This is a genomic window from Wolbachia endosymbiont of Tetranychus urticae (genome assembly GCF_046529255.1).
GTDB lineage: Bacteria > Pseudomonadota > Alphaproteobacteria > Rickettsiales > Anaplasmataceae > Wolbachia.
The window spans coordinates 1519829-1540491 of record NZ_CP114181.1 but is presented as its reverse complement, the minus strand read 5'-3'; the positions used below and the strand labels follow the sequence as shown (position 1 = coordinate 1540491).

At 33.3% G+C, this 20663-nt stretch carries 19 protein-coding genes and 7 pseudogenes; 16 read left to right on the top strand and 10 right to left on the bottom strand.

Going from position 1 to position 20663, the window contains the following annotated elements; all coding sequences use genetic code 11:
- Window positions 1-692: 692 nt before the first annotated feature.
- The 8 genes from rpoD to O1Q06_RS08035 all read right to left on the bottom strand — a co-directional run bounded on the left by rpoD (window position 693) and on the right by O1Q06_RS08035 (window position 5281).
- The gene (rpoD, locus tag O1Q06_RS08070; RefSeq protein ID WP_410542621.1) at window positions 693-2591 is read right to left on the bottom strand and encodes an RNA polymerase sigma factor RpoD; all 1899 of its coding nucleotides are present in this window, start codon (window positions 2589-2591) and stop codon (window positions 693-695) included.
- A gap of 139 nt (window positions 2592-2730) precedes the next feature.
- On the bottom strand, window positions 2731-3033 hold the full coding sequence (locus O1Q06_RS08065) for a cation:proton antiporter subunit C (RefSeq protein WP_012481982.1): 303 nt from the start codon (window positions 3031-3033) through the stop codon (window positions 2731-2733).
- Entirely contained in the window at window positions 3030-3449 is a 420-nt protein-coding gene (locus O1Q06_RS08060) for a Na(+)/H(+) antiporter subunit B (RefSeq protein ID WP_410542620.1), read from the bottom strand. Before O1Q06_RS08060 ends, O1Q06_RS08065 begins: the two co-directional genes overlap by 4 nt.
- The gene (locus tag O1Q06_RS08055; protein ID WP_410542619.1) at window positions 3442-3966 is read right to left on the bottom strand and encodes a DUF4040 domain-containing protein; all 525 of its coding nucleotides are present in this window, start codon (window positions 3964-3966) and stop codon (window positions 3442-3444) included. The genes O1Q06_RS08060 and O1Q06_RS08055 overlap by 8 nt, the downstream gene beginning before the upstream one ends.
- Window positions 3967-3977: 11 nt before the next feature.
- Window positions 3978-4250 (bottom strand): monovalent cation/H(+) antiporter subunit G, encoded by a 273-nt coding sequence (mnhG, locus tag O1Q06_RS08050; protein ID WP_012481981.1) that lies wholly within the window; start codon window positions 4248-4250, stop codon window positions 3978-3980.
- A 6-nt stretch (window positions 4251-4256) separates the two neighbouring features.
- Window positions 4257-4502 carry a monovalent cation/H+ antiporter complex subunit F gene (locus O1Q06_RS08045; RefSeq protein ID WP_012481980.1) on the bottom strand — a complete coding sequence of 82 codons (246 nt, stop codon included), beginning with the start codon at window positions 4500-4502 and terminating at the stop codon, window positions 4257-4259.
- A gap of 29 nt (window positions 4503-4531) precedes the next feature.
- Window positions 4532-4924 (bottom strand): DNA-directed RNA polymerase subunit omega, encoded by a 393-nt coding sequence (rpoZ, locus tag O1Q06_RS08040; RefSeq protein WP_410542618.1) that lies wholly within the window; start codon window positions 4922-4924, stop codon window positions 4532-4534.
- 60 nt (window positions 4925-4984) lie between these two features.
- Window positions 4985-5281: a helix-turn-helix domain-containing protein gene (locus O1Q06_RS08035; protein ID WP_007302434.1), complete on the bottom strand. Its 297-nt coding sequence runs from the start codon at window positions 5279-5281 to the stop codon at window positions 4985-4987.
- A gap of 429 nt (window positions 5282-5710) precedes the next feature.
- Here O1Q06_RS08035 and O1Q06_RS08030 point away from each other — a divergent pair.
- The 5 genes and pseudogenes from O1Q06_RS08030 to O1Q06_RS08010 all read left to right on the top strand — a co-directional run.
- Window positions 5711-6579: pseudogene (locus O1Q06_RS08030) on the top strand (IS982 family transposase).
- A 34-nt stretch (window positions 6580-6613) separates the two neighbouring features.
- A pseudogene (locus O1Q06_RS08025) lies at window positions 6614-7466 on the top strand (IS630 family transposase).
- A 602-nt stretch (window positions 7467-8068) separates the two neighbouring features.
- The gene (gene purE / locus O1Q06_RS08020) at window positions 8069-8569 is read left to right on the top strand and encodes a 5-(carboxyamino)imidazole ribonucleotide mutase (RefSeq protein ID WP_410542617.1); all 501 of its coding nucleotides are present in this window, start codon (window positions 8069-8071) and stop codon (window positions 8567-8569) included.
- Window positions 8569-9184 (top strand): annotated as a pseudogene (gene mutL, locus O1Q06_RS08015) (DNA mismatch repair endonuclease MutL); the annotation flags it as partial. The gene purE and the pseudogene mutL (O1Q06_RS08015), both read left to right, overlap by 1 nt.
- A gap of 67 nt (window positions 9185-9251) precedes the next feature.
- Window positions 9252-9371: pseudogene (locus tag O1Q06_RS08010) on the top strand (IS630 family transposase); the annotation flags it as partial.
- On the opposite strand, the pseudogene O1Q06_RS08005 reads toward O1Q06_RS08010, so the two are convergent.
- A pseudogene (locus O1Q06_RS08005) lies at window positions 9364-9765 on the bottom strand (transposase); the annotation flags it as partial. The pseudogenes O1Q06_RS08010 and O1Q06_RS08005 sit on opposite strands and share 8 nt — an antisense overlap.
- A gap of 86 nt (window positions 9766-9851) precedes the next feature.
- Between O1Q06_RS08005 and O1Q06_RS08000 the strand changes: the two are divergent.
- From O1Q06_RS08000 to O1Q06_RS07975, 6 genes and pseudogenes are all read left to right on the top strand, one after another.
- A pseudogene (locus O1Q06_RS08000) lies at window positions 9852-10292 on the top strand (IS630 family transposase); the annotation flags it as partial.
- Window positions 10293-10308: 16 nt separating this feature from the next.
- A pseudogene (gene mutL / locus O1Q06_RS07995) lies at window positions 10309-11541 on the top strand (DNA mismatch repair endonuclease MutL); the annotation flags it as partial.
- Between the two features lie 414 nt (window positions 11542-11955).
- Window positions 11956-12981 carry an FtsH protease activity modulator HflK gene (gene hflK / locus O1Q06_RS07990; RefSeq protein ID WP_410542616.1) on the top strand — a complete coding sequence of 342 codons (1026 nt, stop codon included), beginning with the start codon at window positions 11956-11958 and terminating at the stop codon, window positions 12979-12981.
- Window positions 12982-12983: 2 nt separating this feature from the next.
- Window positions 12984-13856, top strand: coding sequence for a protease modulator HflC (gene hflC / locus O1Q06_RS07985; protein ID WP_007302430.1), 873 nt, complete (start codon window positions 12984-12986; stop codon window positions 13854-13856).
- Window positions 13857-13859: 3 nt separating this feature from the next.
- Window positions 13860-15323: a DegQ family serine endoprotease gene (locus O1Q06_RS07980; RefSeq protein WP_410542615.1), complete on the top strand. Its 1464-nt coding sequence runs from the start codon at window positions 13860-13862 to the stop codon at window positions 15321-15323.
- Window positions 15324-15675: 352 nt separating this feature from the next.
- Window positions 15676-15996 (top strand): hypothetical protein, encoded by a 321-nt coding sequence (locus O1Q06_RS07975; RefSeq protein ID WP_410542614.1) that lies wholly within the window; start codon window positions 15676-15678, stop codon window positions 15994-15996.
- Here the strand turns inward: O1Q06_RS07975 and O1Q06_RS07970 are convergent.
- Window positions 15959-16964 (bottom strand): IS630 family transposase gene (locus O1Q06_RS07970; RefSeq protein ID WP_410542613.1). Its coding sequence is split into 2 segments (ribosomal slippage): window positions 15959-16504 and window positions 16506-16964, totalling 1005 coding nucleotides; the frame shifts between segments, so codons are not numbered across the junction. The genes O1Q06_RS07975 and O1Q06_RS07970 overlap by 38 nt on opposite strands.
- A 111-nt stretch (window positions 16965-17075) precedes the next feature.
- Here O1Q06_RS07970 and O1Q06_RS07965 point away from each other — a divergent pair.
- The 5 genes from O1Q06_RS07965 to O1Q06_RS07945 all read left to right on the top strand — a co-directional run bounded on the left by O1Q06_RS07965 (window position 17076) and on the right by O1Q06_RS07945 (window position 20596).
- Window positions 17076-17810: a hypothetical protein gene (locus tag O1Q06_RS07965; RefSeq protein ID WP_410542612.1), complete on the top strand. Its 735-nt coding sequence runs from the start codon at window positions 17076-17078 to the stop codon at window positions 17808-17810.
- A 114-nt stretch (window positions 17811-17924) separates the two neighbouring features.
- Entirely contained in the window at window positions 17925-19631 is a 1707-nt protein-coding gene (locus O1Q06_RS07960) for a hypothetical protein (protein WP_410542611.1), read from the top strand.
- On the top strand, window positions 19619-20032 hold the full coding sequence (locus O1Q06_RS07955; protein WP_410542610.1) for a hypothetical protein: 414 nt from the start codon (window positions 19619-19621) through the stop codon (window positions 20030-20032). The genes O1Q06_RS07960 and O1Q06_RS07955 overlap by 13 nt, the downstream gene beginning before the upstream one ends.
- Before the next feature lie 4 nt (window positions 20033-20036).
- Window positions 20037-20294, top strand: coding sequence for a hypothetical protein (locus O1Q06_RS07950; RefSeq protein WP_410542609.1), 258 nt, complete (start codon window positions 20037-20039; stop codon window positions 20292-20294).
- 113 nt (window positions 20295-20407) lie between these two features.
- The gene (locus tag O1Q06_RS07945; RefSeq protein ID WP_410542608.1) at window positions 20408-20596 is read left to right on the top strand and encodes a hypothetical protein; all 189 of its coding nucleotides are present in this window, start codon (window positions 20408-20410) and stop codon (window positions 20594-20596) included.
- The last annotated feature ends 67 nt before the right edge of the window (window positions 20597-20663 follow it).

Sequence of the window (20663 nt, the reverse complement as noted above, 5' to 3'; positions counted from 1 at the left end):
TAGTATCAAACCAACCTCAGTCACATTTGCAACAATCACATGCTTTACACCATATTCATTTAGAACCAAATGCATTACATATTTCACTAACCGCTTTATTTCAATACTTTTTCTGCTTTAACATTGTTATAAGCAGTGGCACCCATAATATTATTTCCTCGATTATAATGAAAAATAAAATCTCCTTTACCTACGTCTGGATGATGTTTAATTACTGCGTTTAGCTGATTAACTAAACGAAATTTATTGAGGGAATAAGAAAAAATAGGGTTAAGAATTTCAGATGCTGTTGCATATAAAGTCGCATAGTTATGACCTTGCTGTTCATAGTATCGATCAAAAAATGAGCATCTCCATGATGACTTAAATTCTTCTAAACCTAAATACTTTGATACATATTCAACAACAGTAAGGCCATTGCTAAAAATCCTCCTTAATAAAAAGGGGCATTAAGTTTCACGTTTCTTACAAAGGATAAGTTATTAAAATTTCAATAATTACACCATTATCAGATAAACTATCACCCAGAACACAAAAATTTTTACACTTTGAATTAGAGTTATTATTTTTATTTGCCATAACATTCAATATCTAATCATACTGCTCTATAAAGCCTATAAAAAAAAGAAAAATAGGGTGAAATTATAGAACTTTGGCTGAATTTTACCTATTTTTTGAGCAGCCCTTCTGCCTTAAAAGAAACCTCTAAGTTTTTTAGCACGACTTGGATGTTTCAACTTACGTAGTGCTTTTGCCTCTATTTGCCTAATTCTTTCACGTGTAACATTAAAAATTTTTCCTACTTCTTCTAAGGTATGCTCCTTTCCATCTTTACCAAGGCCAAAGCGCATCCTTAGAATTCTTTCTTCTTTTGGTGTTAAAGTTGCAAGAACATTGGTCGTAATACCACGCAAGTCGGCAAGTATTGCAGCATCCTCTGGCTTAGAAACTCGCTTATCTTCTATACAATCACCGAAGGTACTACTATCATCCTTTCCTGTTGGAGCTTCAAGACTTACCGGATCTCTTGCTATCTTCATAACTTTGCGTATTCTTTCTAGCGGCATCGCCAATTCTATACTCAATTCCTCTAATGTAGGCTCTCTACCCATTTCATGAGTCATCTTTCTTAATGCTTTGTTGATTTTACTGATAATTTCCACCATATGTACTGGTATTCTAACTACTTTAGACTGTTCAGGTATTGCCCTAGTGATTGATTGTTTTACCCACCAAGTACCATAAGTCGAAAATTTATATCCACGTTTGTAATCAAACTTATCCACAGCCTTCATAAGACCAATATTACCTTCTTGTATCAAATCAAGCAGATCAAGGCCTCTTTTTGAATACTTTTTAGCAATCGAAACCACCAGCCTTAAATTAGCCTTAATCATTTCTTGCTTTGCTTGAGAGACTTCTTGTTCATGTTTCTGTATTCTCTTGATTACCTTCTTAAACTCCTGAACTCTATCTCCTTGTACATAACTCTTAATATTGCTTAAGGCACTAGCTATATACTCATAGCTATCGTTTATAAACCTTAAGAATTTATTTTTTAATTCACCTGTAAAAAGAGATTGATTTTCATTAATCTTGAGAAAACTTATTTCACTAAACTCGCGTTCTAAAAGCACATCATCATAAACATTATAAAAACTTCCTCTATCAATATCGTACTTTCTAGCTTCAGTAATAAGATTAGCTTCTTCAAACGTGATTAGTCTATTTATTTCGTAAAGTTTTTGTGTAATTCTGGTAATAGCAGCATCACTAAACTGAATTTGTAATGCTACAGACCATATTTGATTATATAAATTTTCTAGCTCATTAGAGAAATCTTTAGAATTTTTTTTCAATACCAATGCTTCATTTGTTAAAGCAATGATCTCATCCAATGCCGTGATAACCTTTGGCAATAAATCACTTTCCATTTCAAGAACAGAAATATTTAAGTTAGCTGAACTTATGTCTTCACTCTCATTTCCCTTTTCATCACTACCTTTTTCCTCATCATTAACACAATCTCTAACATCTTCAGCTTCACTTTCTTCTTTGTCTACCATATTGAAATCAGAGTTATAAATTGCATCCAGATTTATAATTTCTCTCAGTAAAAAAGTTCCACCACTTAAATCATCACGCCATGTTTTGATTATTTTGAATGCCACTGATGTTTCAATTATTGCACGTAACATGTTATGCTTTTCAGATTCAATTTTTTTTGCTATCTTAATTTCATCTGCTCGTGACAAAAGCTTTACAGAGCTCATATCCTGTAAATAAATCCTTACTGGATCATCGTTTTGCACTAAAGTTGTAGTAGTATTCAACGATGTCTCATCATCATCAAGCTTATTACCATCATCATTAGAAGGAGCTTCTTCCTCATCTTCACTACTTTCGAGTATATTAATTCCGGAGTCTTGCAATAAAGCTATAGTATCATCTATAAAATCAGTTGAAAAATTTTCATCTGACAACTTATCATTTATATCATCAAAAGTGATAAAACCGCCCTTTCTTATACTTTTGGTTACAAGATCTTTGATGATCTTTTTCCTATCTTCCGTACCATTAATAGTTGACATCATTACCTTTACAGTTTATAATTTTATTCCTTATTTATCAAATAAACTTACAATTAGCAAGCTTATAGTTTTATTATTAATTTATAGTTACTTGCTACTTCATATAGTTTAAGATACTATCAATTTATTCACATTCTTCTTAATCAACTAATCTCTCTATTCTTACTAATATGGACAATCCAACTGAAAATGTTGCAATTCCAACCACTATAGCAGTAAGCATTAAGACGTGAGGTATAGGATTGGTATATAAGTGAAAATTTGAAGTCAATATAGGAGGTAAAGAATTTTTTACATACCCTAAAGATATGTAAAACAACAAAACAGATGATTGTAAGACACTTAATCCCATCATTTTTTTGATTAAGTTTTTATCATTTACAATGATATAGAAACCTAGCACCATTAATATGGTAATGCCTACATAATTATATAGAGTCATTGTTTTTTCTTGCGAGCAAAATTTATATATATGATTAACATGGAAGAAGAAACGGTAAGCAATACACCCAGCTCCACTAAGAAAATACCCAATTTTTGACCTGTTCTACTATCAGCTGACAATATACTATAGGATAAAAAATTTTGGCCAAATAAAACTGTTATAATACCAGCTCCTCCATAGGTTAAAATACCTAGTACGTTAGTAAATTTGATAATAGAGTAAGGTATTGCTTTTAAAGTTGTAGGTATATCAAATAACATAGAATATAATATTATCCCAGAAGCAATAATTATTCCCGCCTGAAAACCTCCACCTGGAGTATAGTCACCATGAAACTGTATGTATAAACCAAACAAAATGATAAAAGGTATCATCAAAAATGATACTGCACTTAATACCGGATCTTTAATCACTTTCTTTCTCTTCTAATATTAACATTATACAAAGTGCAGCAGTAAAAACTACTATGGTTTCTCCAAATGTGTCATAGCCACGAAAGCTTGCTAAAACAGCTGTCACTATATTAGGAATACCAATAGCTTTTTCAGTACTTTCTACATAATAAGGAGCAACGTGCAAGTGAACTGGAGCATTATGACTGCCAAAATCTGGTAATTGAATCATAAAGTATGATAAACATGCAGTCAAAAATAACATAAAAAAAAGTGTTGTGGGGCTATGAGATAAATTTGCTTTGTAATTCTTTACCAAAGAAAGTGCTGCAAACGTAAAGACTGTGCTCAATCCTGCACCAACAGAAGCTTCAGTAATTGCAACATCTGGCGCATTCATAATCAAGTACATAAGTGCAATAATTGAACTAAATACACACATTAGAACAGCACTTACAACCAAATGTTTCGAAAGAACTATAAAAACTGTAACCGTGAGTAACAGTAAAAGTAATATTAGATTCAGTATTTCTAGCATCTTAACCTTCTTTAATAGTCTTTACTTTTATAATAAGTACGCGCTAAAATATAACTGTTAGTTGAATTGGCTATCCATATTATAAAAATCAATAATATAACTTTAATAGTATTGATTGAAAATTCATTTTGCCAAGCAAAACCAATCAACAACAACATTGCGCCACTAGAATCTGCAATACCTGCAGCATGTAGTCTAGTATAGAAATCAGGAAATACTACTACTCCTACGCTTGAAATGACTATTAAACAAACACCTAAAAATATGAGAATGGATGCTACCATAAATTATCAAAACAACATTAATCTCATTAGCGCTATAGTTGATATAAAGCTGATGCTAGCATATAGTAATGCTATATCAATTAAAAAAAAATCATTCAGAACAATCGATATTGCTGTTATGAGTAAAACTAATTGTGTTGATAAATTATTGAATGCTAAAATCTTATTGTAAACGTCACTTGACCTAAATACTATACAACATAACATTACACTCATACAGAACAAAAGCACATAGATAGCAATACTAATCATTTATAAACTATTATAACCTCTGTAGATTTCTAAATCGGCACTTCTTCACCACTATCTTGACCATCTATTTCATCATCGTGGCTTTCTTGACTTACATCCAGACTTGTGTTAAGTTGATGATCAGAAAAATTTAACAAATTTGCTAGCTTACTTGGACTATTAATATAAGTATTATCTGTGTTTCCTTTCATGTGCTCCTTGCACCTTTTGACCAAAAGGTTAAACAACTCATGAGTATTCACCTTCTTTTCCGCTATTTCATATAAAGACACTATCGTATCCTTATGATCTTTAAACTTAACCATTTCAACGGGATCGCTTGCCCCTGTACTCAAATCATGCGTTCTTTGACTTGCCAGCAGAACCAATTTAAAACGGTTGTGTACCTGTTCTACACACTTTTCTACAATAGACTCAACCATAAAATACCACCTTGATAAGCTTTATACTATATCACAAAAAATAAGATGTCAACTTCAGATCTATTGAGATCCAATTCTACATTCTACTTTTTCTTCTTTAGCTTTTACTGATTGATTTTCTGTTATTGTAATTGTTATTTCATGATCAAGCTTTTTCAAAAAACCTAACAGTCTCTCTAAAGAAAAACCACTTATCTTACCACTTTTAATTTGTGACACCTTTGGTTGATCAATACCAAGTTTCTCAGCCGCACAAGCTTGAGTCCAAGTATTTTTTCCTATAATTTTACTTATTATGCTCAGCAATTTTTTTTTTATTGCTTCACTATCCAGATTGTTTAATGATATTGTTTCCATAATTTTTACTCTTACATACCAACTAGCTTTATTAAATATTATATCATAATATTTAATATACCAATATATTAATAGTATATAACTTGTCAATAACTATCTGATACTCAAAATTTTAAATTGACCATAATTTTTATCAAAATACTAGTAATTTCAAACTATTATTTTATAAAAAACTTACTATCAAAGAGAATAAGTTGAAATTGCAAAGTTTAAAATACAGAAATAATCATTTTATAAACTCGTTTTAGAGACTGTACATGATCTCAAGAAAGGAATAAACCGGAGATAGAGTATGTATAGCACTTCTCATAATAGTCCAAAAAAGGTAAGATATGGATTTATAACGCTAATTCTGGATTAAAAAGAGAATAGAAAAGTCAGGAGAGTAGGGTAAACTCAACAAATAGAAAAAAATAGATGAGGTTACCCATGGAAGATATAACAAAACTGTTTTGTCTGGTCGATGATTTTTGCAGAGATATAGAGAAAAATTTTGCAGATAAACTACTGCCAAACGGTAAAAACCCACAAGAGTGCCAGAAATTACACATTCGGAAATTATCACAATAATCCTCCTGTATCAGCAATCTCCCTGTGAAAATTTTAAGGCTTTCTACCTGCATTACCTAACATTGCTCTACAAATCAGAGTTTTCGAAGTTGCCTTCATACACTAGGTTTGTTGCTCTAAAGCCCAGGGTTTTGTGGCATTTAGCCATGCTATTACAGTGCCTTTGCGGATGGTCAGAACTTACTGGAATCTCATACATAGATACAACTCCTATTGCAGTTTGCCATGCAAAAAGAATATCAAGAAATAAGGTTTTTGCTGGAATTGCAAAATTAAGCAAGAGTACATATGGCTGGTTTTTCGGCTTTAAACTACATTTGATAATTAACGAGAAAGGTGAAATTCAAGCTTTTACGCTTACAAGAGGTAATGTTGACGATAGAGAGCCTGTAGCAAACCTAACTAAGAAATTAACCGGTCTTTTGTTTGGTGATAAAGGCTATATTAAAAAAGAGCTTTTCCAAGAGTTGTTTAACCGCGGTTTGAAACTTGTTACCAAGGTGAAAAAGGGGATGAAAAACGCATTAATTTCACTACATGAAAAGATTTTGCTGAGAAAAAGGTCGATCATTGAGACGATTTTTGGCTACCTCAAAAATAGACTTGAAATTGAACATACTCGCCATAGATCTCCCGTTAATTTCTTGGTTCACATCTTTTCTACTCTTATTTCCTATTCCTTGAAATCCAAAAAGCCTTCCATTTCCTATACTTTCTTCCTTCCTTAATCCAGAATTAGCGTTTCTAGTAGTGATGGTAAGCATGCCAGCAGCATATAGTTATGACTTAAGGAAAAAGGTAATGGAAGCATTGGATGAAGGAGAGAGTGGAGAAACTGTTGCCAAGAGATTTAAGATTGGAAAAACAACTTTATATGAGTGGAAGAAAAGATGTGAGAAAACGGGAGATTTTCAATCAAAAAAGCCTGGAAGCGTGGGCTATAACCATAAAATTACCGACTGGAATGCATTTACTGAATTTGCAAATGAGCAAGGTGGTAAAACTCAGTCAGAGATGGCTAAGCTTTGGGGCAATATTAGTAGACAAACGATTCATCGAGCACTTAAAAATATAGGATTCACAAGAAAAAAAAGACCTACGGGTATAAAGAAAGAAATGAGGAAAAGCGAGCTCAATTTGCAAGGGTTATAGCGACAAAAGAACCTAAAAACTTAGTGTATATAGATGAGTCTGGCATTGATAACACTGAACCTATGGGTATTGCCAGAAAGGACAGCGGTTTTATGCCCTAAAATCTGGAAAGAAAACTCAACGAATCAGTATGGTTGCAGCCTTAAGTAGAAGAAAGATAGTTGCTCCATTAACCTTTGAAGGCCACTGTAATATGGATGTTTTTAATGGATGGTTTGAGCAATTTTTGACACCAATCTTGGAACCTGGACAAACTGTCATTCTTGACAATGCTACTTTTCATAAGTCTGATAAGATTATCGAGTTTGCTAAAGGAGTTGGTGCAGAAATTTTGTATCTGCCTCCATATTCTCCAGATTTCAACAAAATTGAGCATTATTGGTTTGCTATAAAAAACAGAGCCAGGAAAAACATTCCTCTATTCGAATCCTTTCGTCGTGCTGTTGATTCTGCCTTCCTATGACCTGTTCGGACTATTATGAGAAATGCTATAAATTATGAAAACAGAGCAAGATGAGTAGGAGAAAAACTGAGTAGAGTTCTGTAGAAAAAAACAAAATCAAGAAGATTTAGGATGTATTTTACATAGTGTTACAGGTCCTAAAAAGTGGCTTCAGTGAATCAACAATGTTTTCAAAATGGCAAGATTATTTTAATAAATGAAGTAAAAAACACAGCGGAAGTAAAGAAAGTGTTTTGAAACATATATAAATTTGAAACATATATAAAAAGTAGTTGCAAAGAAACAAATAAAAGGATTTAACTGTAGAGATCTTTGCCGTATTGTCAAAAGGCAAGTCTCTAATACTCTTATAGAAAAGTGTAGACAATTGTGATAAGCAAAATTCAATACTAGCTTACAAATCGTCTTCTTGCTTCCACCGCTTTGCTTCTAAAAAGATTATGAATAGACCCTTAATATCCGAAATTAATACCTCTATATTTTAATGTAGGGATTCATTTCAATTTTTAAAGTTTCTATTTAATGAGAATGCTATATCATATTCGTAACTTAATTTAAATATCTGTTGCTTCTGAAATACTATTTGGTTAGTAAATAAAATCATGTCTAATACAGAAAAAATGAAAAAGGATGTTGCTGTAATTATGGGAAGCGAGTCAGATTATGGCACTATGATGCATGCTATTAACCTATTAAAAGAATTGGAAATTTCACATGATGTATTTATAATATCCGCACACAGAACACCAGAAAGACTCTTTAATTTTACTAAGTCTGCTCAAGAAAAAGGCTTTAAGGTTATTATAGCTGGTGCAGGAGGAGCGGCTCATTTACCTGGCATGACTGCATCGCTTACTTATTTACCTGTTATCGGTATTCCTGTGCATAGCAAACAATTAAATGGGCTGGATAGTCTATTGTCTATAGTGCAGATGCCAAAAGGTGTTCCAGTTGCAACAATGTCTATAGGAGAAAGTGGAGCATGCAATGCCGCTATTACTGCTGCATCTATATTGTCGATTTCTAATAGTGAAATCGCAGATAGATTAAAAAAATGGAGAGAGGAGCAAACTCAAGCAGTAAAAGAAAAACCAACATTATAATGGCAATAGTTCTTTTAGATACAAAAACCATAAATCGTATAGCAGCAGGAGAGATAATAGAAAGGCCTGCAAGTGTGGTAAAGGAATTAGTGGAAAATGCAATAGATGCGAGAAGCTCAGAGATAGAAATTAAGATAGAAAGTGGTGGGCGTAACCTCATTACTGTAATCGATGATGGTAGCGGAGTAAAAAAGGATGATTTAGAACTTGCATTTATGCGCCATGCTACTTCAAAATTGAGTGACAGTGAATTGATAGAGATCAAGCATCTTGGCTTTAGAGGAGAAGCTTTGCCTTCAATTGCAGCAGTAAGCAGAATAAAATTATCATCTAAGGCAAGCAAAGCAGATCAAGCATGATCTATAAGGTATGAGGGGGGGAGAAAAAATAGGAGAGCTTGTTCCTTATCCTTTATCGATAGGAACATATATTGAAGTACGAGATTTATTTTTTGCCACACCAAATAGACTAAAATTTCTCAAAACCGAAAGGGCAGAAACACAAAGCATTGTTGATATTGTAAACAACTTAGCAATGATCAATTATGGAATTGAGTTTACTCTTATCTCCGATAATAAGAAGCTTCTTAAGTATGCTAATACCAATTCCCGCTATACAAGCAACGAATAGAAAATTAATGGAAAAAAAGCCATACTGAAGTAAGTAAAATAGCGAGGTTTAGATGGCATTAAGATCAAAATTATTGGATGAAAAAGTGGTGAAATCAGCAAAAGAGATGCTGAAGAGAGTAAGAAATAATGCGTATGTTGCAAAAAAACTAAATGCTGTAATTGCAGCAAAAACCTTATTTCTTGATATTCTTTTTGCATGGCAAACTGCAATAGGAGTTGTATCTATGTATGAGATTCCAGTAAGTTCTGACCATCCGCAAAGGCACTGTAATAGCATGGCTAAATGCCACAAAACCCTGGGCTTTAGAGCAACAAACCTAGTGTATGAAGGCAACTTCGAAAACTCTGATTTGTAGAGCAATGTTAGGTAATGCAGGTAGAAAGCCTTAAAATTTTCACAGGGAGATTGCTGATACAGGAGGATTATTGTGATAATTTCCGAATGTGTAATTTCTGGCACTCTTGTGGGTTTTTACCGTTTGGCAGTAGTTTATCTGCAAAATTTTTCTCTATATCTCTGCAAAAATCATCGACCAGACAAAACAGTTTTGTTATATCTTCCATGGGTAACCTCATCTATTTTTTTCTATTTGTTGAGTTTACCCTACTCTCCTGACTTTTCTATTCTCTTTTTAATCCAGAATTAGCGTTTTAAAAAAGGCAGTAGGACACAGGTTAAGGTAAAATTAGGTAGGGAAAATTTTTATCTCTATAGTGCAGTTAATCCCAGAAATGGAGAGAATTTTAGCTTATTTGCACCAAACGTCAACACTGATTGTATAAATATATTCCTTGAACAGATGTCGCAATATTTAGGAATACGAAAGGCTTTTCTCTTGATGGATTGCGCTAGTTGGCATAAGTCAAAAAATTTAAAGGCACCTAAAAATATCGAAATTATATACCTACCACCATACTCACCTGAACTCAATCCTGTTGAGAGGTTTTGGTTATATATAAAACAGAACATTTTACGCAATAAAATCTACGATACAATTGTTCTGCTTGAATGCGCTTTGTGTAAATTTATTACCTCTCTTTCCCCTTCCACGGTTAAACAACTCTGCTATGCTTCTTATTTGGTTCATTAATAATGAGAATTGGTATAAGCAGACCTCATTATTTAGCAGGCTATGCGAAGTAGAAGAAGAATTTCATGAAAATTCTTTGCAAATTAGTGAAGAAGAAGATGGTATTAGACTTACGGGATACATCTGTAAACCTACTGTCAATCGTAGCAATTCAACTCAGATCTATACATTTGTTAATGGTAGACCAATTAAAGATAATCTACTTATTGGTGCAATTCGTTATGCGTATCACGACCTTATTCCAAACAATAGATATCCTTTTGCAGCACTGCACTTAGAGATACCGTATGATCAAGTTGATGTAAATGTTCATCCAAATAAATCAGAGGTAAGGTTTCAGAACAAGAGGCTAATATATGAAATAGTGAGAAGAGGGCTAATAAAAGTGCTATCAAAGAGAATAGATCTTGCAGAAACTGTATTGGCCCAGACTGGAACAACAACGAATCATCTATCGTCAGATCCTTTTAGTAGGTCTAGTCTTAAAAATGAATTTTATGGAAGAAGGTCGGATCCTTTCGAAAACCAGTTAATGAGAGAATTTACCTCTCCAAATATAGAGACAAAAAGCTTATCAGAACATTCAAAATCGTTTGATTATACTGGTATGCAAAAATCTCCTCCACGAGCAGAAACTACAATTTTGGAAAGGGAACAAACCGATCTAATAAGGGACTATCCACCTGGGTTTGCACACTGTCAAATCTACAATACTTATATTATTGCTGAGGTAAGAGACAAACTAATTATAGTAGATCAGCATGCAGCCCATGAAAGACTAGTATACGAGTGCTTAAAGGAGAAATCAAGTATAAAAAGACAAAAACTTCTTTTGCCTGAAATGGTTGAAATCAAAAATCAAGCTGGAATGGAGATGATTAAAACTTATAAAGATAAACTTTTTGAGATGGGTTTTGAGATTGAAATTAAATCAGAAAATAAGATCATAGTAAGAGAAGTTCCTGCAATCTTAGGAGCAGTAGACACAAAGAGAATGCTCATTGATATAGCGGATAGACTAACAGAAATAGAAGATACATTACCTATAGAGGATAAGGTGAATAAAATACTAGCCACAATTGCTTGTTATGGATCAATAAGAGCAGGCAGAAAGATGAAATTGGAGGAGATGAATGAATTATTGAGGCAAATGGAAAAGACACCTTATTCTGGACAATGTAATCACGGAAGACCAACCTATATAGAAATGAAATTAAGCGATATTGAAAAGTTATTTGAGCGAAGGTGAGAAGTTATCACAAATATGTATAGATTATACAACCCTAGTTTCGTCATCTCAAAACTCAGATACACAATTGTTCGAACATTGCAATTTGCAGGTAATTTGCATAGTAGATAATGTCATTCCATCACTTGACAATGATTTATTATGCAGCTACTTGATTAAAATTAAGTTTCCTAAATCCCAGGTATTGTCTTTTATGTTAATAATTAATATACAACTAAAGATACTTATCAAAAACGACAATAAAGAATTCAAAAAAAGCTAGAAATTCTGTAGAATTGACCATAACATATAGAAAAAAAGGAAGTGTATGATCACATCCTTCACTCTGATCATTAATTTGTAAACAAAATAGTTTTGCATTTTTTGATAAGATTAAGTAATATCAGGGTATTAGTTATACAATTAATAATTTTTATGGATGAGCGTAACCCTTGGAATCTTGGAAAGAAACCGTCAGGTCCAGGTAATGAAGATATTTTAAGTAAAGCTGTGTCTGATATAAGATGCTTTTTTAATGGCTTAACCAGAAATAGAGGGAAAAAACCTTATTTCATCATTTTTATTGTTTTGTTGTTTTATCTTTGTACTGGTTTCTATATTGTCCATCCGAGTGAGGAAGGTATAGAACTTACTTTTGGCAAATATTCCAATACAGAAACATCTGGTTTGCGTTATCACTTCCCCTACCCTATTGGCAAGGTTTTTAAAGTGAACGTTAAAGAAATAAATCGTGAAGAAATTGGGATAAGCAGCTCTTATGGGCGAGATACAGATCGTGGTGAAGGAGTGATGCTTACCGGAGATGAGAACATAGTCAACGTTAACTTTGAGGTCCAATGGAGAGTCAAGGATGCTAAAGATTATTTATTCAAAGTGCGGGATTATAAACCTGGTTTTAGCGTTAAAAATGCTGCTGAAAGTGCTATGAGAGAAATAATAGGTAAGAATACGATCTCTTTTGCACTCGAAGGTCAAGGCAGGGCTGAAATTTCCAGAGATACTAGAATTTTATTGCAACAGATTCTTGATGGATATCAAATGGGTATAGAGATTTTATCCGTTCAAATGAAAAAAATTGATCCACCAGAAAAGGTGATTAGCTCATTTAGGGATGTACAAAGTGCTCGCGCAGATAAGGAGCGTACCATAAACGAAGCATACGCTTACAGTAATGATATTATACCTCGTGCAAAAGGTGAAGCAATAAAGATAAAATTAGATGCAGAAGCATACGAGAATGAAATAATAAATGAAGCAAAAGGTAATGCAAATCGCTTTTTATCTCTTCATGAAGAATATAGACAAAATCCTTCTCTTGTTAAGAATCGTATTTATCTTGAAACTATGGAAAATATTTTTAGCAAGGTAGATAAATTTGTTATAACAGACGATCTGAAAGGTATGTTCTCTTATTTACCTCTTACAAATCTAGGAAAATAGTCATGAGTAGTAATATTAAAATTGTTTTTGCTTTTGTATTTGTTGCATTATTGATTGCATTATCTAATTCAATCTTTGTTGTTCAAGAAACAAAACAAGCAATAGTTATACAACTCGGTAAAGTCGTAAAAGATGTTAGGGACAGTGGTTTATATTTTAAATTGCCATTTATAAATAACGTAGAATTTCTTGATAAGAGAATTTTAGATCTAAGTCCTGATAAAACTCCAAGGGAAGTGATAACTGCAGATCAAAAGCGTATTATAGTAGATGCTTATGCAAAATATAAAATAATAGATCCTATCACTTTTTATCAGACTGTGAAAAATGAATCAGGGCTAGTTAGAAGATTATATCCTGTCATAGAAGCTCACATAAGGGAGAATATAGGAAGATTTTCATTAATTAGTTTATTGAATGAAAAGAGATCAGAAGTTATGCAATTAATTCAACGTGGAGTTTATTCTGAAGCTGGAAAATTTGGCATAGAGATAATAGATGTAAGAATTAAGAGAGCAGATCTACCAGAAGAAAATAGTTCTGCAATATTCCGCCGCATGCAAACTGAAAGAGAAAAGGAAGCAAAAGAAATTAGAGCAGAAGGAGAACAAGCTGGACAAGAAATTAGATCAAAAGCTGATAAATTAAAAAGGGGAATTGTCTCTAGTGCAGTAAAAGAATCACATGAAATAAGAGGCCGTGGTTATGCTGAAGCAACTAGAATCTATAATGAGGCATTCAAGGTTGATGAAGAGTTTTTTAACTTTTATCGCTCTATGAAAGCTTACAGTAAATCATTTGCTGAGGGTAATACTAAATTTGTGCTTTCACCAAATAATAATTTCTTAGATATTCTGAACAAGGGATGGAAATAGTTTATGAAAAGTAAAGCATTTATTTTATCTATATTTGCATATTTTTTAATTTCATTTGCTTCATATGCTAATCTGTTTGCAAAAACAGTTGCAGATCCTGTATGTAGTTGTAATAAAGGGCTTGCTGATATAGTGGAAGAACTTATTCCCGCAGTTGTAAATATTTCAAGTGAGCAAATAGTTAAGCAAGAAAATAACAGTAGAACTAAAATTCCCTTTACGCCAAGAAATAATTTCTTTGATGACTTTAGAGAATTTTTCGAGCATTTTGATCAATTTTTCGATAGAGCTCCTAGCATTAATAGAGAAGTGACGTTACTTGGGTCTGGATTTATTATAGATAAAAGTGGAACCATAGTAACCAACTATCACGTTATTAAAAATGCCCAAGATATTACAGTTACTATGAACGATAATACTTATTTCAAAGCAGAAGTTTTAGGCTATGATGCAAAAACTGATCTTGCTGTGCTTAAGATTAATTCTGATAAAGATCTTCCTTTTGTTGAATTTGGTAATTCTGATAAAGCAAGAGTTGGTGATACAGTTATTGCAATAGGCAACCCTTTTGGTTTGGGTGGCTCTGTAAGTACAGGAATTGTGTCTGCAAGATCTAGAGACATTAGTATTGGTACCATGAATGAATTTATTCAAACTGATGCTGCAATTAATAGAGGTAACTCAGGGGGACCACTATTTCATCTAAATGGAAAAGTTATAGGTATTAATACTGCTATTTATTCCCCATCTGAGTCTGGCGGTAACGTGGGTATAGGCTTTGCTATACCATCTAATCTAGCTATTTCAATTATTGACACATTAAAAAGTGGTAAAAAAATAAAACATGGTTGGCTTGGCGTGCAAGTTCAGCCTATAACAAAAGAATTTGCTGAATCCTTGGGTTTAAAAGATATCAAAGGTGCATTAGTTGCAAGCGTAGTAAAGGGCAGTCCTGCAGAGAAAGGAGGAATCAAAGTAGGTGATATACTATTAGAGTTTGACGGCAAAAAAATTGATAGAATGACGCAATTACCTCATATGGTTTCACGAACTGAGCCCGGAAAGAAAGTACAGGTTAAGTTACTTAGAAAAGGTAAAGAAGTCAATATCAAGGTTGCAATCGAGGAATCTACAAATGATGATTCAGGTAATAATCAAGAAGAAAATAAATCAACATCTAGTTATATAAGTGGTTTAACCGTTTCAAATTTGCCAAAAGAACTAAAAAAAAATGCACCCACAAAGGGTGTAGTAGTTACTAGTGTAGATAGTAGTAGTAATTCTACACTACGTGTTATTAAGAAAGGTGATATAATTATTCAACTAGATGGAATCGATATTGAAAATACTAATGATTTTCAAAAACAAATTGATTCAGCAGTAAAGAAAGACGGTAAAGATTCAGTAATGTTGCTTATTTACCGCAACGGCAATCAATTTTTTACCTCAATCAAATTGAAGAAGTAGCTATTTATCTAGCTGGTCATGAAAAAATTGCTTGACAAATTTAACTAGCTTCTTTATCCTGAGGATAAGGGTGTTTCTATAGATTAATAGAATTTATTCCTACACTGAAAACGTTTCCAGCGAGATTATGGAAGAACTGAAACGACATCATCTATCAGATGAAAGAGCTATAGTAGTAAGAAATTGGATAATATAAAGTATTTTTGTGCTCAGTTGTCAAAAAATAACTTTCTTTCACAAATTAGTTTATAAGTAAATTAGTACAAAGCATAATCATATTTACTTATCATAATTATTAATCAATAATTAATGCCCATAAATTAATTATATCTAATCGCAAAGGGAGGTGGAGATGCGTTTTAAACTAGAAAAAGAAGATATTCCACAAAACGATTGTAATAATAGAATTGGTCTTAGGGTACCTGCACAAATAAGATTAAATAACAAAACAACATTTAGCCTGCCTAGTGTATCTTACATTATCATCGACACCAATATTAATCTGAGTTTTCACATTTGGGATTTGAAGCATGACGTGGTAAGTATACTAAACGACTTATCTAAATGGCCACAATTAAAGCTAGAAAGAGTAGGAAATGATTACAAATTCGCTTTAGTTATACCAATTCTCATTATTAATGAACCAAATAAGAAGCATAGCAGAGTTGTTTAACCGTGGAAGGGGAAAGAGAGGTAATAAATTTACACAAAGCGCATTCAAGCAGAACAATTGTATTGTAGATTTTATTGCGTAAAATGTTCTGTTTTATATATAACCAAAACCTCTCAACAGGATTGAGTTCAGGTGAGTATGGTGGTAGGTATATAATTTCGATATTTTTAGGTGCCTTTAAATTTTTTGACTTATGCCAACTAGCGCAATCCATCAAGAGAAAAGCCTTTCGTATTCCTAAATATTGCGACATCTGTTCAAGGAATATATTTATACAATCAGTGTTGACGTTTGGTGCAAATAAGCTAAAATTCTCTCCATTTCTGGGATTAACTGTACTATAGAGATAAAAATTTTCCCTACCTAATTTTACCTTAACCTGTGTCCTACTGCCTTTTTTAAACCACCCATGTCCAACTTTTGAATGTGTACCAAACCGTGATTCATCGAAGAAAAATAGCTCTTTTTCAGAATGCATGACAATAGTTTCATTGAGGTTTTTTTTAAAACTCCTCTTGCTTGTTTTTATCTTGTCCACTATGAACTGGTCTTGGTGTGATATATGAGAATTTCATTCTTTGCATATTACGATGTATTGCGGATTTGCTGATATTCAAACCAAATCTTTCTTGGATTCTTATTCTCATTTCTCTAATAGTAATATTGGGGTTTTCCTCTATCCACAACTCAATTCGTTCAAGTTGACTTTGGTTCAATATAGTTTTTCTACGGCGTTGAGGTGGAGCAAATAATTTTTCTTCTCTTCCAAATTTTATGTGCTTTATCCATGTAGTAATTGCCTTTCTCGAAATGTAACATATTTTTGCTACAGCTGTTATACTGTGCTTTTTTGCTGCAATTACAGCATTTAGTTTTTTTGCAACATACGCATTATTTCTTACTCTCTTCAGCATCTCTTTTGCTGATTTCACCACTTTTTCATCCAATAATTTTGATCTTAATGCCATCTAAACCTCGCTATTTTACTTACTTCAGTATGGCTTTTTTCCATTATTTTCTATTCGTTGCTTGTATAGCGGGAATTGGTATTACTACCTCTGATCAACCTTATTATTACTATGATAGATACTATTGATCGTATACCTCATGGTTACACAAATGGTTTCTATGTTAACGCATATAATCGTGAAAGCTGTAGTATTTATTATGAACTGCTAAAAAACAGGAAGGTTTTAATAGATCCAAAAGACATAATTAGTAGCGAAAATATCAGTCTTATTTTGGAAGATCTTAAAAGTTCACCTGATAAAAGACTCAAAATAAAAATGGGAGACTATTTGTTTACAGAATCAAGAAATATATACAAATTATATAGGAGCGCTCAGGTATATAATTTAACTGGCGGAAAAGTTGGCATATTGAATGATATCCTTTCAGCATTTATTCGTATAAGCAATAAATTCCAGTTATTCCCTTTTCATGAAATGGAGAGCTTGAAAGCACAAGATACCTATTTCGCAGTAAAAAAGTTAGGCAATAGTTATGTTGGTTGCATATCGTATGAAAATAGCACATGCAAAAATTTTTATAATTTTAACCCTAATTCTTTTGGGTATGAGTACAACAATAGACCAGGTCCATACCCTTATTATTATAACTTAGAAAATTTTGATAACTTTTTGGAGGTTGATGTGAATATTCAAGAACATATAAATTTAAAAACAGAAATTGAACTTTTAAAACGCAGAATAGACGGATTAGAACGTACTGGTGTACAAGGTCCTAAAGGAAATACTGGCTCAAAAGGTGAGAAGGGAGATGCCTCAAGTGCTATAGAAATTGCAACTGAATGAGTTACCAGTAAAAAAGCTGAGCTAGGAGAAGCGGTTCTTAACGCAAATGGTATCAAAGGTGAAAATCTTGCAACTCAGATTGCCGGTAAAATTAATCTTAATTCGCAGGAACTTGTGAATAAAATTGATGTAGCAAAACTTACTGAAGGAGTAGTAAGTAAACTTTCTTTAGAGGAAGCAAAAAACATTATAAAAGATACTGTGAGTAAGATAACAAGCGATGCCACAAAGAAAAATAATCCCGATCCTATAGCCTTCCAAAAATATGAAAAATTTGCAGAAAAGCTTGCTAAACTACTTGTTGATAGAAGCAGTATGAGCGAGATAGAAGCTCACAATCTTATAAAAGGTAAGGTGAGCGATTGGGCACTTGCTAAGTATCTTCTGCTTCATAGTGATTTAAATAAGCAGGCAAAGGCTCTAGAAATCGTGAAGCAAGAAATAGACAAGGAAAAATTAGTTGAGTATTTGCTTGAGTATGCCAAATTAAAAGGCGATGTGAATGCAGCAAAAACAATAGTTGAAAATATTGTTCATCAGTTCTTTGACACTCAAAAAGTAGGTGAATTAGGAAGAGCAGTACTAGAAGCAAAAGATGATCAAGATAAAAAAGTGCTGGTAAATGATCCAGTCTTACGTGAAGGAATAGCAGAAGAGTTGAGACAAAATCCAGGAAAGATAAAAGGTCCCAAAGGAGATACTGGTTCTAAAGGTGATAAAGGAGATACCGGAACAGATGGATTGCCAGGTGGACAAGGTCCTAAGGGAGAGCCAGGCATAAAAGGTGAGCCAGGTATAAATGGAACAAAGGGAGATATAGGACCTCAAGGCATAAAAGGTGAGCCAGGTATAAATGGAACAAAGGGAGATATTGGTCCTAAAGGATTAGACGGAGCCATGGGAATAAAAGGTGATATGGGTGAGAAAGGAGAACCAGGTGCAAATGGATTGAAAGGTCCAGAAGGTCCTAAGGGAGAGCCAGGTCTGAGGGCCTTCAATGGTACACAAGGTCTTACAGGTAACAAGGGTGAGCCCGGTATGGACGGATTAAAAGGAGATATAGGACCTCAAGGTATAAAAGGTGAGCCAGGTATAAATGGAACAAAGGGAGATATTGGTCCTAAAGGATTAGACGGAGCTATGGGAATAAAAGGTGATATGGGTGAGAAAGGAGAGATAGGTTCTAAAGGTGACAAAGGAGAACCAGGTGCGAATGGGTTGCAAGGACCTAAGGGAGAGATAGGTTTGCAAGGACCTAAAGGTCAAGTTGGTAGATCTGGTCTTAAGGGTATGCCAGGTCCACAAGGTCCAAAAGGAGATACCGGAGCTCCAGGTGCGAATGGATTGCCAGGTTCCAAGGGAGAAGATGGAATAGGTGCTACATTAGCTGATCAGTTTTTACGTGAGATAAGAAAAGCAAAAAATGAAACTCTGGATGCTAAAAAAGCAGCAGAGGCAGCTAAAAATGCTTCAGAAGGTTTTGCCAAACAAGTTAAAGATACGGAAGATAAGGTTAAAATACTACACAATCAAACAGTGAATCTTACAGGAGAAGCTGAAGATTCTGCTGATCAAGCACTTCAATCCGCAGAAAATGCGGAAGCATTGCATAGTAGCGTAAGAGATATGTTTTGTACAATAAATCCTGCAGATCAAGTTTGTAGTGCACGCAGAAGAAGGAGGGAAACTAAAAAATCATCAGTGACAAGCGGAGCAAGCAGACCAACTTCATTTATATCTCAAGTAATAAATTTCTTTTACCCTGCGGTAGGACAGGACGAATATAAAGTAAAAATGAAATACAGGAAGTGGCAAAAATAATAGATGCAGCAGATGTTGTAACAAAATTTGAAGAAGTATTGGGAGCAACAGCTGTGAAATGTGGCATTTCAAAGAAAAGTCTAAATTTTGATCCAGTGGAACTGCAGTCAACCATTATCAATAAGTCATTACTTAATGATGAAAATCATAATGAGTTGTTGAAGTTCTTGTGTGTAACTGCAAAAAAATCACTCCCTAATTACAAACAAACTAGTAAATGTTTGTTTACTTTTAAAGATCATATGGAAAAAAGATTAAAAGACAATGAGCAGCAAAGAGCTTTCGTTAATACTGAAAAAATAGTGGCAAATAATGAGCAGCCAAGGAGTTTTATGAGTTATGTCTCTCCTCCTAGTAGCCTCAGTGCTATTAATCAGCAAGTTGTCGGTTATTTAAGGTAATATCATGGAAAAACATATATTTAAAATAGAGGATAAAAACCCGCTCTATAAAAAATTGATTAAACTTCCTGCTGAATATTATATATTAAACAAAAATAGTAAGGTTATCAATTCACATATTGGTACAATTAAAGTAGAGAATATTAATGGTTTAAAGTTAAAGAAGCAGGGAGATAAAATATCTTTATATGAAGGAAACTTACCCCTGCAGGCAGAAAGATCTGATGAAAGTGGAAACTCTATAAAGAGGATCTTATTATAGAACAAGAAGCTATAATAAGTACAAATAGAAACAATATTATAGAAAAGCTTGAATCAAAACCTATCTTGATTTCGCTTTACAACATAAAAGATAGTCCTAACTTTGGCCTCAAATTGTCTGGTAGAGATATAACTGGAGTACTCAATTTTATCAATTTTAACGATGAAAATGACCCAGTACTACAAAAAATTCAAGAAGAAAAAGGTGGACTTTATTTTACAATAGAAGGTGATTATATCTATATATCAGATGAAGAAGGAAAATGTCTTCCAGTATGTGAAGATGGCAGTTGCTATAAGTAGCAATACACAAAAAATGAACATGATATATTAGAAATTAGTGAGGTATCAACAATAATAAAAAACTTAA